The following is a 14,651-nucleotide window of genomic DNA, read 5'->3' on the forward strand; positions in this document are numbered from 1 at the left end:
CACCTAGTTATATATGTCAGACAACAGGCGGCGGCAATAGCCGAACGCCGCGGCAGCAACGCATAACAAGCATACGCAAGCGGAGAGAGAAATGACCGAAGAAGTCCTGACGCAGGTAGAAGACGGTATCCTGATCATCACGATCAACCGGCCCGAGGCGAAAAATGCCATGACCAAAGCCGCGTCGGAGGCGATTGCCGCGGCGCTCGATCGGCTTGACGCGGAAGACGATCTGCGGGTCGGCATTCTGACCGGCGCGGGCGGGACGTTCTGTTCGGGAATGGACCTCAAAGGGTTCCTGAAAGGCGAGAGTCCCTCTGTTCCGGGGCGCGGTTTTGGCGGGCTGACGGAAAAAGGCCCGGCCAAGCCGCTGATCGCAGCGGTCGAAGGATACGCGCTGGCCGGCGGCATGGAACTGATGATCGCCTGCGACCTGATCGTGGCGAATGACAAGGCGAAATTCGGCATACCGGAGGCAAAGCGCGGTCTTGCGGCGGCCGCGGGCGGGCTGATGAAGCTGCCCGATTTGATCCCGCCGAAAGTCGCAATGGAGCTGGCGCTGACCGGCGATTTCATCGACACCGCGCGCGCTTATGAGCTGGGCCTTGTGAACCGCGTTACCAGCGGGGATGCGCTGTCTGCGGCCAAGGAATTGGCGGCATCAATTACCGCGAACGGTCCGCTCGCTGTCAGGGTTAGCAAGCAGATCATCGAGGAATCGCGCGGCTGGCCGCTGGACAAGCGTTACGAAGAACAGGCGAAGCTGCTGCCGCAGGTCTTCATGTCCGAAGATGCACGCGAAGGTTCGCTGGCGTTTGCTGAAAAGCGCGCACCCAACTGGAAAGGCAAGTAAGCCCGTGGCCGGTCCATTAGCAGGAATTCGCATCGTTGAATTCGCCGGGATCGGTCCCGGCCCGTTTTGCGGCATGATGCTGGCTGACCACGGGGCGGAGGTGATCCGCATCGACCGCGCATCCGGCAGCCGCGGCGGCTCCACCCCGCTCAGCACGAAAGACGTCCTCGCTCGCGGACGCAAGAGCATCGCGATCAACCTGAAAACGGCAGAGGGCGTGGCGCTTGCGCGGAAATTGTGTGCCAGTGCCGACGGCTTGATCGAAGGGTTCCGTCCGGGCGTGATGGAACGTCTCGGCCTTGGGCCCGACGAATTGCTGAAGGACAATCCCAAGCTGGTTTATGGCCGCATGACCGGCTGGGGCCAGACTGGCCCGTATTCGCACGCCGCTGGGCACGATATCAATTACATCGCGCTCGCCGGGGCGCTGGCGCATTATGGCCGCAAGGGCGAAAAACCGACCCCGCCGATCAATATGGTCGGCGATTTTGGCGGCGGCGGCATGATGCTGGCGTTCGGGATGAGTTCCGCACTGTTGAGCGTAGCACGGGGCGGAGAAGGCCAGGTCATCGACTGCGCCATGACCGACGGCACCGCAGCGCTGATGGGTATGATCCACGGTATGCGCAATATGGGTGTCTGGTCGGAAGAACTGGGCGCGAATATGCTCGATACGGGCGCGCATTTTTACGACACTTATGAAACCGCTGACGGAAAGTTCATTTCCATCGGCAGCATCGAACCGCAATTCTATGCAGAGCTGCGCCGCCTTGCCGGGCTGGAGGACGACGCCGATTTCGATGCGCAGCACGACCGCGCCGCCTGGGGGCCGTTGAAGGACAAGCTGACCGCGCTGTTCAAAAGCAAGTCCCGCGACGAATGGAACGCGCTGATGGAGCATACGGACGTTTGCTATGCGCCAGTGCTAACCATGAGCGAGGCAAAAGAGCACCCGCATAATGTTGCGCGCGGAACCTTCATAGAGATTGCCGGAGACAAACAGCCAGCGCCCGCACCGCGTTACAGTGGGACGCAAACAGCCACCCCCGCACCGGCTCCGCTGCCGGGCGACGATACCGATGCGATCCTGGAATCGCTGGGAATGAACGACACCGACCGGGCCGCACTACGCGATGCCGGTACGGTTGCCTGAAGGAACACTGCACATGCTCGACCTGACCAACCGCACCGCTTACAATGATGATCAGAACATGTTCCGCGACACCGTGCGCAAGGTGTTTGCCGAACATATGGAACCCTATCTGGATCAGCATGAGGAAGACGGCATCGTCCCGCGTTCTGCATGGAAGGCGCTGGGCGAGGCGGGGATGCTGTGCCCGACTGTGTCGGAGGAAAACGGCGGTCTGGGCCTCGATTTCGGTTACAACGCAGTGATTGCGGAGGAACTGTCCTATCTCGGATCGTCCGCCGGCTTCACGCTGCAGAACGACATCACGGTCAATTATTTTGAGCGGCTCGGCAGTGATGAGCAGAAGGCAAAATATCTGCCCGGCATGATCAGCGGCGACATCATCACCGCTATCGCCATGACGGAACCGGGCGCGGGCAGCGACCTGCAGGGTATTCGCACGACCGCCAAGGAAGACGGCAACCATCTGATCGTCAACGGATCGAAAACCTACATCACCAACGGCCAGCATGCCGATGTGGTGATCGTGGTGGCCAAGACCGACCCGACCATGGGCGCAAAAGGCACCAGCCTGATCCTGGTCGATGCTGATACACCCGGCTTCGAGCGAGGGCGCAATCTCGACAAGATCGGCCAGCATTCGGCCGATACGTCAGAGCTGTTCTTCAACGATGTGCGCGTGCCAAAAACCAATATGCTGGGGCAGGAAGGTCGCGGCTTCATCCATCTGATGGAAGAATTGCCGCAGGAACGACTGTCCATCGCCATCGGCTGTCAGGCCGGTGCGCAGCGCGCGTTCGACGAGGCGGTCAAGTTCGTGAAAGAGCGCAAAGCGTTCGGCAAGACCGTGTTCGAATTCCAGAATACCAAATTCAGTCTCGCGCAGATGCAGACCGAACTGCAGGTTGGCTGGGCGCATATCGACTGGGCGCTGAAAAAGCACATGGCCGGCGAACTGACTACAGAGGAAGCAAGCGCCGCCAAGCTGTGGCACACCGATTTGCAAAACCGCATCTGCGACGAGGCGCTGCAACTGCATGGCGGCGCGGGCTATATGAACGAATACCCCATCGCCCGCCTGTGGCGCGACGCCCGCGTTACGCGCATTTTCGGCGGCACGAACGAAATCATGAAGGAAGTGATCAGCCGGGGGATTTGAACGGCACACTCTTTTCCGCAGTGATTGGTTTAAGCCTGGGGCATAGGGTTGGAGGGAAGAGAGCGAAGGGTGGCGATGTCCAAGAGCGTTTCCTCTATTATCGCAGCCGTGCTTTTGCTGGCCTCATTTCTGCCTTTGTGGGTCTTGGTCGAAGACTTTCCCGCCAAACTTGGTCATGCGACCGCCATTTCTGGCGTGTTCGCAGTGGTCGCCGTCTTTTGGTGGACGGCACGTCAGAAGACGGGGCTCCGATGGGTGCTCGGAGCCGCACTTTGCGGGGCGTTCGTGCTGTTTGTCTGGGTGTTATTGATGGTGTCTCTGGACCAGCACCGCCGATGCGGCGCGCAGCTGGAACCGAAAACTTGCCTAACCTCTACCGCTAGTCCGCTACCATTTGGCAATCCGAGACGCCCGTTCCCCCTGCCGAGAATATCTATCTGATCCAGCGATCTTCTGTCTTGGTTGCAGGGGGATCGATCTTCACCCGATAAACGCCTTAATTTCGGCCATGAAATCATCGAACCGGTCGTGGTGGACCCAGTGCCCGGCGCGGTCGTAGTCGCTGACCGATACATTGTCGCCAAAATGCTTGATCCGGCCATCCTTGACCGGGTTGGATGCCCAGCTGTCATTGCCGTAAATCATCAGCGTCGGGCAGGTGATCTGCGCCCATAGCTGCTCGACAGATCTATCCTCGACATTCTCCGGCGGCCACGCATGCAGATGCGGATCGAATTTCCAGCTGAAAGTGCCGTCTTCGTTACGTATCACGGCGTGGCGGGTCAGGTGTTCGGCCTGCTCGCGCGAGAGATAGCTGTTCGCTTCGTGCATCCGGTCGAGCGCGGTTTGGAACGTGTCGTACCGTTTCGGCAGGCGCGAGCTTGCATCGCGCTTTGCATCGAACCAATTGCGCAGATGCCCGTCATACGGGGTCTCGGCCAGTTCCTTCATTCTTTTCGGGCTGGGACCCAGCCCTTCGATCGCGACAAGTTTGCGCACATTGCCCGGATACAGCCCGGCATAGCGGATCGAAATATTGCCGCCCATCGAATGCGCCACGATCGTGACCGGTGCCAGTTCCAGCTGATGAATCAACTGGGTCAGGTCATAGACATAGCCCAGCATCGGGTAATAGCCGGTGTTGTTCCATTCGCTGTCGCCATGGCCGCGCAGGTCTGGGCAGATGACGTGCCAGTCATGGCGCAATTCCTCTGCCGCCCAGTCCCAACTGCGGCAATGGTCGCGCCCGCCATGCAGCAGGATCAGCGGCGGCGCGTCCTGATTTCCCCAGTCGGCATAATGCAACCGGGTGCGCTGAGAGATGTAGGTTTGCGATGTCGGTCCGATCAGTTCCATGCGGCTTGCTTTGATGCGAAGTTGCGATTCATGCAAGCATTGCACATAGCTAACTAAGTGATACAAGAACGCTACAGACAGATTCCAGTGAGAGGTTTCGATCATGCCAGCAATCAATGTGTCCCAGCCCGAATTCATGGAAGACGAGGAAATCTCGATCTTCGCCGATGCGGTTGGCAAATTCTATCAGCAGCACGCGCCCGAGAAACGGATCCTCCAATGGCGCGATGCCGGTCAGGTGGAACGCGAATTCTGGAACGAAGCGGGCGGGGCCGGTCTGCTGGGCGTGTCGGTGCCGGAGGAATATGGCGGCCACGGCGGCGATTTCCGGCATGACATGGTGGTGATTGATCAGCAGGCGAAACACGGTGTAGAAGGTTTCGCCGCCAGCCTGCACAACACCATCATCCTGCCCTATCTGGTGCGCCACGGGACAGAGGAGCAGAAGAAGAAATACCTGCCCAAACTGGTCACCGGCGAACTGGTCAGCGCGATTGCCATGACCGAACCGGGCGTGGGTTCCGACCTGCAAAGCATCACCACCACCGCGCTGAAGGACGGGAATGGTTACCGCCTGAACGGTGCCAAGACATATATCTCTAACGGCCAGACCGCCGATTTCATCATCGTCGTGGCAAAGACCGACCCCAATGAGCGCGCCAAGGGTATCTCCCTGATGCTCCTGGAGACAGAGGGCGCGGAAGGGTTCCAGCGCGGCAAGAAGCTCGACAAGATCGGTCTCGATGCGGCTGATACCTCCGAATTGTTCTTCGACGATGTGTTCATCCCCGGCGACAATGTTCTCGGCGGGGTAGAGGGCAAGGGTTTCTACCAGTTGATGGGCGAATTGCCGCAGGAACGGCTGATTATCGCCATGGGCGCCATGACCGGGATCGAGAAGGCTCTCGAAGTGACGCTGGAATTCGTGAAAGACCGCAAGGCTTTTGGCCAGACGATCTGGGATTTCCAGAACACGCAGTTCACCCTGGCGGACCTTGCCGCGCGCGGAACGGCAGCGCGTATTTTCGTCAATGATTGCATCGCCAAGCACCTGAAGGGCGAGCTGGACGTGCCGACCGCTTGCATGGCCAAGTACTGGGTCACCGAATTGCAGAGCGAAGTCGTGGACAAGTGCCTCCAGTTCCACGGCGGCGCGGGCTACATCAATGACTATCCGATCGCGCGTATGTATCGTGACACGCGGATCGCGCGGATCTTCGGCGGCTCCAACGAGGTGATGAAAATGGTCATCGCCCGGTCGCTGTAACGCAAGGCAGATTAGCGCATAATATGAACGAGCTCGGCCAGACAGACATGCACGAAACCGCCGTTTCCGGCGCATCATTCCGCGTGCCCAAGACGGCCGAGCTGGTTGCCAATTCAATCCGCCTGCGGATCATTCAGGGTGAATTGTCGGAAGGCGACACTCTGCCTCCCGAAGCGCAATTGATGGAACAGTTCGGCATCTCGCGGCCTTCGCTGCGCGAAGCGTTCCGTATTCTGGAGGCTGAGCGTTTGATCACCGTCAAGCGCGGGTCGCGGTCCGGCGCGCGCGTTAGCCTGCCCAAGGTGGAAAGCGTGTCGCGCTATGCCAGCTATTACCTGCAGGCGAGCGGGGTGAAGGTGGCCGACATTTACGAGGCGCGTCTGGGGCTGGAGCCGTATGTCGTGCGAAAGCTCGCATCGAATCCTGCGCCTGCCTCAATCGCCCGCCTGCGCGAAGAAGCCGCGCGCCTCGCGGGGTTCGACGAAAGCGACAACGAACGCGATTACATGATCGGGTCTGCCCGTTTTCACAGCGTGTTGATGGAGGTCGGCGGCAATGCGACGCTGCATTTCCTGACCCGCGTGCTGGAAGACGTGATTGCCCAATATCAGAAACGCTTCGTAACGACCGCTTCGGAAGAGGCAGAGCGCAAGCGTAGCCGCGAAAAAGGGGTCAAGTCGATCGTCAAGCTGATCGATCTGATCGAAGCAGGCGATGTCGAAGCAGCAGAGAAGCACTGGACGCTGCATCTCAACAATACCAACAAGATATGGGGTAGCGATCGCACCTTGCGCGAAGTTCTGGCTGGCTGATCGCCCGCTGCTGCCTTTGGGCGGCGCGGGTAGTCTCTCGCGGCCAGATCGCGCCTAGTCGGTGTCGATAGGGCGCTTGCCGATAATGGAAACGCCGTATCCGTCGAGCGCGACGAGCGAACGGTCCGAATTGGTCAGCAATTCCATTTCGTGCACGCCGAGTTCGTTCAGGATTTGCGCCCCGACGCCGTAATCGCGCAGCGCGTCCATCGGTTCAGACGGCTCGCCTTTCAGCTTGCGAACCTGGTCGGCGATGAAGCCGCCGCTTGCGCGCGGGATCATCACGATCATTCCGGCGCCTTCCTGGCCGATGATTTCCATCGATTTGGCCAGAATGCGGTCACCGCTGCAATCCATGCCGAAGATGTCGTTGAACATATCGAGCGCGTGCATCCGCACCAGCGTTGGCTTGTCGGGATCGACATGGCCCTTGCGCAGCACAATCTGTTCAGTCTTGGTTGCCTTGTTGTAGAATGCAACGGCAGTCCAATCGCCGCCCCAACGGCTGGTGAAGCGGGCTTCTGCGCGCACTTCGGCCAGATGGTCGTGGCGCAGACGGTAGGCGATCAGGTCGCGGATCGTACCGATTTTCATGTCGTGCTCGCGCGCGAACTGGATCAGATCATCCATCCGCGCCATCGTGCCGTCTTCATTCATGATCTCGCAGATGACGCCGGACGGGTTCAGCCCAGCAAGGCGCGAGATATCGACTGCGGCCTCGGTATGGCCAGCGCGAACCAGCACGCCACCATCACGCGCGACCAGCGGGAAGACATGGCCCGGGGTCACGATATCGTCGGCCCCTTTGGAACTGTCGATTGCGACGCTGACCGTGCGGGCGCGGTCGCCTGCACTGATCCCGGTCGTCACCCCTTCGCGGGCCTCGATGCTGGTGGTGAAGGCCGTCTGCATCGATTCCCGGTTATTCCGGCTCATCGGTTCGAGTTGCAGTTCATCGCTGCGCGCCTTGGTCATCGACAGGCAGATCAGTCCGCGTCCGTGGGTCGCCATGAAATTGACCGCCGCAGGTGTCGCCATCTGCGCTGGAATGATCAGATCACCTTCGTTTTCGCGATCTTCGTCGTCGACAAGAATATACATCCGGCCATTGCGCGCTTCATCGATAATCTCCTCGATGCTGGCGAGCACTGGCCGGTCGTCATTCGCCTTGAGGAATGCTTCCAGCTTGCCGAGTGTATCGGCAGTCGGGTTCCAGCTGCCTTCGGTGCAGTCGCGCAGCGAATTGGCATGAAGGCCGGCTGCGCGCGCAATTCCGGCGCGGGACATTTTGCCCGAATCGACAATGGCGCGGATTTTCTCTTGGACGGATTGGCTTGTAAGATCGGTCATGCCGCTTATCTAGCAGGGCGATGTGATTTGGCAAGGCCGGTATCACATTATAATGTGAGAGCGGCGCGAAATGCGGATATTTTTTGCCGGTTGTGCGTTTCGCAGCAACGCTTTAGTCAACATTGGTGTGATCTTCGGGGTCTTCCAACCTATCAAGAGTAAAACTCGATGAGTAACCAAGACGGCAATTCCAGCCCGCAAAACGACCTTTCGGCAGGCCTGCGTCAGGCGATGCGGCGTTTGCCGGGTCCGGTTTCCATCGTGGCCACCCATGACAAGGAGACCGGCAAGCCTGCCGGAATGGCCGCATCCGCAGTAATCCCCGTGTCGATGGACCCGCCTTCCATGCTGATTGCGGTCAACCGTGATGCGCGCTGCCATGCCGCTATCGAAGGGCAGGGCCGCTTCTGTATAAACTTGCTGGGCACCGACCAGACGGCGCTGGTGGAACCGTTTTCCAATTTTCAGAAGCGCGAAGAACGTTTCAGCATGGCGGACTGGGAATATTCCGACCAGATTCCTTTCCTGCCTGCGGCGATGGCTAACCTGTTTTGTGAAGTGCGCACCACGCTGATCCACGGGACGCACGAACTGTTTGTTGGCAATGTTTACGACGTGCGTAGCAATCAGGGCGACACACCCGACCCGCTGGGTTGGATGGAAGGCGGCTTTGCCCGCTTCGGCTCGCTGGATTGAAGCCGCCAGAGGCAGGGGTCAACTGCCTGCGGTGAACAGCTGCAAGCTCAGAACTTGCAGCGAAACCGCTGTTTCCGGATTTAGCGGCAATCTTGTCACCAGAGCGTCATACAGCCGAGGCATTCCGTTTCCCGAAGGGGAACGGCAACCGTGGATGTGATCAGCATATTCCTGACCGACCAATTGGGCGAGACGCTGGAAGATTTCGAGCATGATACGACCCGTTTCGTGTTTGGCCGGATCGGTCCGGACGGCCCAAGGCAATTGGTCGATGGCCCCATGTGGGTGTTCGTCGAATGGGTCATGGATGACCTCGCCGGTCTGGAGCTATGCCGCCGTCTCAGGGCGGACAGCCGCTGTGCCGACGCGCATATCACCATGGTTCTCGACAATGACGATCAGGAAGATCGCCGCCGTGCCTTGAGGGCGGGTGCCGATGATTACATCGTCGGGCCTCTTGACCGGACGATTGTTCTCGACCGGGTAATGGCCCTGCAATCGCATAAACAAAGGCACCCGGCGCAATTGTTTGCGATCGGGCAATTGACGATCGACATGGCCGCGCTGCGTTCGACATGGGCGGGCACACCGATTGAACTGCGGCCAAATGAGTTTCGCCTGTTGCGGTTCTTCGCGGAAAATCCCGACAGAGTGCTGTCGCGGGAAGAACTGATTTCCGGCCTGGGCAAGCAAGAACCACCAGTTGACGAACGGACCGTGGATGTATGGATCGGCCGTCTTCGCCGCGCGCTCAAGTCCGCCGGTGCCGGTAATCCGCTGCGCACGATCCGCTCGCTAGGCTACGTCTTCGACAGCAATTGAACGGGCAGAGCTGGTGCGCCCTTATGCGGGTTTGGCCCTGCCCTCCGTACGATCATCGCAAACAAAAAAGGGGCCCGGCACCGAAATGCCGGGCCCCTAGTTTCAGCCTCGCAGGATTAGAATTCGGCCGAAACCGAGAAGCTGAAGCTTGTGCCCACGTCGTAGGAATTGATTTCGATCCGCTCGCTGCCGGTCGACTGGTATTCAAAGTTGCCGCGCCCAAAAATGTTTCGCGCTTCGAATTTCAGCTCGAGCGGCTGCTTGAACAATTTCAATTGCTGGCGTGCGACAAAATCGAGCGTGAAACCTGGGTCCTCGACAATGTCCGGCAGGCCTGCGGTGCCGCGGCGGGTGACCCGCTCGCTTGCATAATTCACTAGGACCGTGAACTGCTGCAGGATATCTTCATCCTCCAGGCTCAGCTGCATGTTGACCAGATGGTCCGACTGGCCGGTCAGCGGATCACCGTCGTTGAAGAACAGGTCTGCATCGCTGTCGATCGCGCCGACACCTGCAGTAAAGATACGCGTCGTATCGCCAGCATCCACATTCAGTTCGGACTGGGTGTAGGTGTAGTTGGTAACCAGAACGATCTGCTTTGAATCGAACCAGCCGCCCCAGTCATACAGCCCCTTGGTCAGCTGAAACTCTACCTCTGCGCCGTAAAGCTGCGCGCCCGGCGCATTGGCGAACCGGGTGGTGAAGCTGGTGTCCGCGCCAATCGAGACATACGGTTCGATCGGGCTTTCCAGATCCTTGTAGAAGCCGGCGACCGAGATGCGGCTGCCGCGGTCGAAATAATATTCGACCCGCGCTTCCGCATTGGTCAGCCGGGTGTCGGTCAGGGCCGGGTTGCCGATATACTGACGCTGGTTGTCGGGATCGGTGTAAGGCTGGAAAATCAGCTCGCGGAACTGCGGCCGGGCGATTGTTTTCGATGCACTCGCGCGGACCTGCAACGTGTCGCTGATTTCCCACGTCAGCGTGCCGCCGGGCAGGAAATAATCGTTGTTTAGCGCGGTGTTGGCCAGCGAAACGAACGGCTGGTCGAACCGCTGGACAGTCGCAACGGTCTGTTTCGCATCTTCGTAACGGACGCCCACATCGAGGCTGACGCCGAATAGAGGGACGATGTTGGCCTTTGCATAGGCCGCCTGAATTTGAAGATCGGCCTGAAACGCAGGGTCGGTCTGCGTCGGTTCGCTGAGGCCGATATTGTAATATTCGATCACCGCATCGCCAAGCAAGAGATCTGGACGCAGCGCGCCAACGCCGGGGGGAATGTTGTCCCCGTCGATCAGGAACTGGCGCCGCTCCGAAAACCGGCTGGTGTCGGTGTAGGCATAGCCGGCCGTGGCCGAAAGCCAATCGGTGAGCGGGTAGCTGACATCGATACCGCCGTAATAAAGGTCTTCGGTCAGTTCGGAGAATGCAACCGAGGCGCTGCCGCGCTGGCGGTCCAGCACGTTGATATGGATGTCGCCGGTATCCTGATTGTCCTGGTTCGTGCGGACGTAGACGAATTCATACTCATACGGAGCCTTGCGCTGCGTCTGCGCATAGCCGCCGCGCAGGTCGATCGACAGATCGCCAAACTCCAGCTCGGATACGATCTGCGTGTCGAAAAGCTGGCGTTCATACCAGCCGGTGTTCTGCGTGATCAGGCTGTCACCATCGAGCAGCAATTCACCAAAGCCGAGGCTGGCCTGTTTCAGCGTGTCGCGGATGAACAAATTGGTCCAGCGGAACTTGTGTTCCCCCAGCTCCAGACCGAAACCGAGCATCGCGTTGGCGAGAATCCGGTTGTCGGTCACGAAATTGCGCGAATCCCGATCCAGTTGCAGATCCTGCGTGTAGGGATTCTGCGAGGTGATCACCTTGGTGCGCAGCTTGTTGCTGAGTGAAGCGGTGCCGATAATGCCAAGGCGGCCGTCTGCGCCCACGTCAAATGCCGTGCCCGCGGTTACGCCGCCGGAGAAATTGGGGCGAATGCTGCCAATTTTCTGGACCAGAACGAGGTTTGGATTGCCCAGCTGCTTGACGATTTCCTGCTGGTCGATCGCCGGGTCGCCGATGCGCAGCCCGCTGTCGAAGAAGTTTTGCAGCGCAGGAGGGACATCGCGTGTGCCGTCATCGAATCCGGACCAGTCATAATCGGAACCGTAACAATCGAGCCCGTTGCTGAAGGTTGTTTCGGTGTCGCCGCTGATCCCGGCGCTGAATTTTACGAAGCTTTCTTCGGGCACGGCGCGCGTTGTCAAATTGATCACGCCGCCGCCGAATTCACCGGGGAAGTTTGCGGAATATGTTTTCTGGACCAGGGAAGACGCAACGACATTGGTCGGGAAAATGTCCAGCGGGACGACGCGGCTGAGCGGTTGCGGCGAAGGCAGCGGCAAGCCGTTGAGCAAGGCCAGCGAATACCGGTCACCCAGGCCGCGGACATACACGTTGCCGTTTCCGACCACCGACAGGCCGGTAACACGGCCAAGCGCACCCGCGATATCGCCTTCGCCAGTTCGGGCGATTTCTTCTGCCGACAGCACCGACACAACCTGTGCCGAGCTGCGGGCCACGTCGCGGGTACGGCGGCCGGTAACGATGATTTCACCGCCCGGGATGGAAATGTCGGGTTCTTCGAATTCATCCTCGGGTTCTTGCGGCGCTGCCGTGTCAGCCAGAGTGGTTTCATCTGCTGTCTCGGCGTCCTGCAACCCTGTGTCTTGTGCCATCGCCGCGGCTGGAAATACCAGCGCGGAAGTGAGCAGGAGCAGTCCCGCCAACTGCTTGCTTTTTGTCATTTCGAAGAACCCTTCATGTTCAAAGGTCAAAATTGGTTCGGGCCATGTGCCCTTGAAATACGAGAAGAGGTCCGGCCCGCAGATGGGGCCGGACCTCAATCGGTTTGTACTTACGAAGTGTAGACCGGCAGCGAGCTGCAAGCGCCGGTGTTGCTGCCGAACGCGATGGTCGATGAATCGCAGGTCCAACCCTGGAATCGGGTGTCGCCCGCCTGAGCCGCGCCAACGAAACCGGCATTGTCGAAGAAGCTCGACAGTGCAGTCGGGTCGAAAGCAACCAGTCCATCTTCGTTCGCGCCGTTGATGTACGTCATCGAAAGCGTGTTGGTGAAGGCTGCGTTGTTGTTCGAACCGGCATCGAATTGTGCCTGGACACCGGCTGCCGTAGTGCCGCTGCCGTCACGGAAGGCGGTGGCACAATCGAGCGCGACCGATTCGAAGCGGACCGGACCGGCTTCGTCGATTGACCCGTCAGCTGCACGGCTGAGGGTTTCGGCAGTATCGACGCGCAGGCAGGCCGTGCCGTTTGACGAACCATCGACGATGATGGTGTTGGCTAGCGTGTAATCGGCCCGGCCGCGGATGCGGACAACCTGATCGTCATTCTTGCGCTGGATGAAGGTAGCGTTCGAAATTTGCGTGTTCTGGCGCGGGGTGCTTTCTTCGAGAGTGTTCGAGGAATCCGCCTCGATGATAGTATCGCCTACGTCCGCACGCTGGGCAGCGACCACATATTGCAGATTCGCCTTCACGCCGGTGTCGGTGTCGATCGAATCGTCTTCTGCGCCGACGACCACGAGGCCCTTGATGTTCACGCGGCCGCCAAAGAATTCGACGCCGTCATCCGCGCTGTTGAACGACATGATGTTGTTGAAGGTGGTGCCCGATCCGACGCCGCCCGTGGTCAGCGCCTGAAGCTCGTCACCGTTGGAAAGCACTGTTCCGGAGTACCGCAACTGGACGAAGGACACGCTGCCCGAACTGTCGCTTGCATCGTTGCCGCCATAGCGCGGCGGTGTGGTCGTACCCTCGACCTCGCGTTCGCAATCGACACTGCCGGGAACGGCGGTGTTTGAGAGGCAGTCGGTGATCGGCGCACGGCCATTCAGGATCAGCCCGCCCCAGTCGCCCGAAGACGTGTCGGTGTTTTCACCGCGAACGTTCTGCTGGCTGGTGAAGATGATCGGGCGCGCGGCGGTGCCGTTTGCCTGAATCTGGTTGCCGCGATTGACGTTGAGATAGGATGCGTCGAGGCCGACCAGCGTCACGCCCGGATCGATCGTAAGAACGATGTTGGTGTCTGAAAGACCGTCCGATGCGTCCGCAGCAGGGCCGCCATCGGTGCCGACGTCGACCTGACCATCAATCAGGTAAAGCACAGCTGCGTCAGCCGGAGTGAAGGCCAGCTGCGAGCTGCGATTGAAGCGGGCTGGCAGTTGGCACAGGCGATACGATCCGGTCGGGCCGCTGATCGTGCCGCGGTCTGTAAGGCCCTGCGGATCGGCGATGAACGGACAATCGGCAGCAGCCGTGGTCGTCGTTGTCGGAGTGGTGGTCGGGGTCGGTGTTGGCGCTGCCGGATTGTTGATGGTGATATTTCCGCCAGTGCCGGGCGAGGCGATTTCGTCTGCGCCGCAGCTCGCAAGAGCAAGTGCGCTACAGCCAAGAACAAATGAACGTTGAAGATTAGTCACGGGCGTGGTCCCCTCAAGTGTTTTCCGAGAATCAGAAGTGTCAGGTGCGTTGTCGCGACTCGCCCGCTACGACCGCTGCGTGACAGTTTTCTTGCATGATTTCAGTTTGAAGAAAGCGACTGAATTCAGTCACTAATGCGACAAATATGACAGGGGAAAACGCGTTTTCGCCGCTTGTTATTTGCCAAGCGATCCAATCGCGGCGGGCAAATATTACAGTTCAGTGACATTGTCTCATTTTTGTTGCAGTTTTTGAGGGCCGACTGCATTTTTCACTCACTTGAGGAAGAGGAGAGTGGAAATGTCGCTCACAATTGCAGTTGCCGCATTGTCTCTGCTGCAGGCACCGGCCAGCGCCGACCAATCGGTCGATGTCGCGTTCGACGAACTTTCAGCGGCCCGGAATTCCGAGGCGATCGTGCGCATTGAAAGCAATGCCGCGCTTGATCGCGACGATCCGGCGCGGCTGATCAATCTGGCAGTCGCTTATGCACGCGAGGGGCGCACCGACGAGGCGCGCGAGTTGCTCGATCTGGCAGTACACAGCGGCGCACGATACCAACTGGAAACGGCCTCCGGCGACTGGGTGGATTCGCGCCGTCTTGCGCTGAAGGCGATTGCAATGCTCGATAGCGGGCAGTTGGGTTCGGCGGCCAGGGTCGCTTCACGCTAGGCCCTGTATACTAAGCCT

12 protein-coding genes are annotated in these 14,651 nt (G+C 59.4%); 8 read left to right on the forward strand and 4 right to left on the reverse strand.

Annotated elements, in window-relative coordinates:
• The first annotated feature begins 91 nt into the window (after positions 1-91).
• From GRI43_RS00815 to GRI43_RS00825, 3 genes are read left to right on the forward strand one after another with little or no spacing between them, the layout of a single operon-like run.
• Positions 92-853, forward strand: a complete 762-nt coding sequence (locus tag GRI43_RS00815; RefSeq protein WP_160729228.1) for a crotonase/enoyl-CoA hydratase family protein — start codon at positions 92-94, stop codon at positions 851-853.
• Positions 854-857: 4 nt separating this feature from the next.
• Positions 858-2,006: a CoA transferase gene (locus GRI43_RS00820; RefSeq protein ID WP_160729229.1), complete on the forward strand. Its 1,149-nt coding sequence runs from the start codon at positions 858-860 to the stop codon at positions 2,004-2,006.
• A gap of 13 nt (positions 2,007-2,019) precedes the next feature.
• Positions 2,020-3,162 (forward strand): acyl-CoA dehydrogenase family protein, encoded by a 1,143-nt coding sequence (locus tag GRI43_RS00825; protein WP_160729230.1) that lies wholly within the window; start codon positions 2,020-2,022, stop codon positions 3,160-3,162.
• A gap of 480 nt (positions 3,163-3,642) precedes the next feature.
• Here the strand turns inward: GRI43_RS00825 and GRI43_RS00830 are convergent, their stop codons facing one another.
• A complete protein-coding gene (locus GRI43_RS00830; protein WP_160729231.1) occupies positions 3,643-4,518 on the reverse strand; it encodes an alpha/beta fold hydrolase in 876 nt (291 codons plus the stop codon).
• A gap of 103 nt (positions 4,519-4,621) precedes the next feature.
• On the opposite strand from GRI43_RS00830, the gene GRI43_RS00835 reads away from it, so the two are divergent.
• Both GRI43_RS00835 and GRI43_RS00840 read left to right on the forward strand, forming a co-directional pair.
• Positions 4,622-5,785 carry an acyl-CoA dehydrogenase family protein gene (locus tag GRI43_RS00835; protein ID WP_160729232.1) on the forward strand — a complete coding sequence of 388 codons (1,164 nt, stop codon included), beginning with the start codon at positions 4,622-4,624 and terminating at the stop codon, positions 5,783-5,785.
• Between the two features lie 23 nt (positions 5,786-5,808).
• Positions 5,809-6,597 carry a FadR/GntR family transcriptional regulator gene (locus GRI43_RS00840; RefSeq protein WP_160729233.1) on the forward strand — a complete coding sequence of 263 codons (789 nt, stop codon included), beginning with the start codon at positions 5,809-5,811 and terminating at the stop codon, positions 6,595-6,597.
• Positions 6,598-6,651: 54 nt separating this feature from the next.
• On the opposite strand, the gene ribB is transcribed toward GRI43_RS00840, so the two are convergent.
• Complete coding sequence (gene ribB / locus GRI43_RS00845; protein ID WP_160729234.1) at positions 6,652-7,947, reverse strand: 3,4-dihydroxy-2-butanone-4-phosphate synthase; 1,296 nt, start codon at positions 7,945-7,947, stop codon at positions 6,652-6,654.
• Between the two features lie 168 nt (positions 7,948-8,115).
• On the opposite strand from ribB, the gene GRI43_RS00850 reads away from it, so the two are divergent.
• Together GRI43_RS00850 and GRI43_RS00855 are read left to right on the forward strand one after the other, a co-directional pair.
• Positions 8,116-8,643 (forward strand): flavin reductase family protein, encoded by a 528-nt coding sequence (locus GRI43_RS00850; RefSeq protein WP_160729235.1) that lies wholly within the window; start codon positions 8,116-8,118, stop codon positions 8,641-8,643.
• Positions 8,644-8,793: 150 nt separating this feature from the next.
• Positions 8,794-9,465, forward strand: coding sequence for a response regulator transcription factor (locus GRI43_RS00855; RefSeq protein WP_338089990.1), 672 nt, complete (start codon positions 8,794-8,796; stop codon positions 9,463-9,465).
• A 116-nt stretch (positions 9,466-9,581) separates the two neighbouring features.
• Here the strand turns inward: GRI43_RS00855 and GRI43_RS00860 are convergent, their stop codons facing one another.
• Together GRI43_RS00860 and GRI43_RS00865 are read right to left on the reverse strand one after the other, a co-directional pair.
• Complete coding sequence (locus GRI43_RS00860) at positions 9,582-12,266, reverse strand: TonB-dependent receptor domain-containing protein (RefSeq protein WP_160729236.1); 2,685 nt, start codon at positions 12,264-12,266, stop codon at positions 9,582-9,584.
• Between the two features lie 110 nt (positions 12,267-12,376).
• On the reverse strand, positions 12,377-13,960 hold the full coding sequence (locus tag GRI43_RS00865) for a hypothetical protein (protein ID WP_160729237.1): 1,584 nt from the start codon (positions 13,958-13,960) through the stop codon (positions 12,377-12,379).
• A gap of 301 nt (positions 13,961-14,261) precedes the next feature.
• On the opposite strand from GRI43_RS00865, the gene GRI43_RS00870 reads away from it, so the two are divergent.
• Positions 14,262-14,633, forward strand: coding sequence for a hypothetical protein (locus GRI43_RS00870; RefSeq protein WP_160729238.1), 372 nt, complete (start codon positions 14,262-14,264; stop codon positions 14,631-14,633).
• The last annotated feature ends 18 nt before the right edge of the window (positions 14,634-14,651 follow it).

The organism is Pontixanthobacter luteolus, from assembly GCF_009828095.1.
Classification (GTDB): domain Bacteria; phylum Pseudomonadota; class Alphaproteobacteria; order Sphingomonadales; family Sphingomonadaceae; genus Pontixanthobacter; species Pontixanthobacter luteolus.

What these genes read in the sequence shown, in the direction of transcription:
- GRI43_RS00825 (WP_160729230.1), top strand. Translation starts at nt 2,020, where the DNA reads ATGCTCGACCTGACCAACCGCACCGCTTACAATGATGATCAGAACATG.
- GRI43_RS00860 (WP_160729236.1), bottom strand. Translation starts at nt 12,266, where the DNA reads ATGACAAAAAGCAAGCAGTTGGCGGGACTGCTCCTGCTCACTTCCGCG.
- GRI43_RS00850 (WP_160729235.1), top strand. Translation starts at nt 8,116, where the DNA reads ATGAGTAACCAAGACGGCAATTCCAGCCCGCAAAACGACCTTTCGGCA.
- GRI43_RS00830 (WP_160729231.1), bottom strand. Translation starts at nt 4,518, where the DNA reads ATGGAACTGATCGGACCGACATCGCAAACCTACATCTCTCAGCGCACC.
- GRI43_RS00815 (WP_160729228.1), top strand. Translation starts at nt 92, where the DNA reads ATGACCGAAGAAGTCCTGACGCAGGTAGAAGACGGTATCCTGATCATC.
- ribB (WP_160729234.1), bottom strand. Translation starts at nt 7,947, where the DNA reads ATGACCGATCTTACAAGCCAATCCGTCCAAGAGAAAATCCGCGCCATT.
- GRI43_RS00835 (WP_160729232.1), top strand. Translation starts at nt 4,622, where the DNA reads ATGCCAGCAATCAATGTGTCCCAGCCCGAATTCATGGAAGACGAGGAA.
- GRI43_RS00870 (WP_160729238.1), top strand. Translation starts at nt 14,262, where the DNA reads ATGTCGCTCACAATTGCAGTTGCCGCATTGTCTCTGCTGCAGGCACCG.
- GRI43_RS00840 (WP_160729233.1), top strand. Translation starts at nt 5,809, where the DNA reads ATGAACGAGCTCGGCCAGACAGACATGCACGAAACCGCCGTTTCCGGC.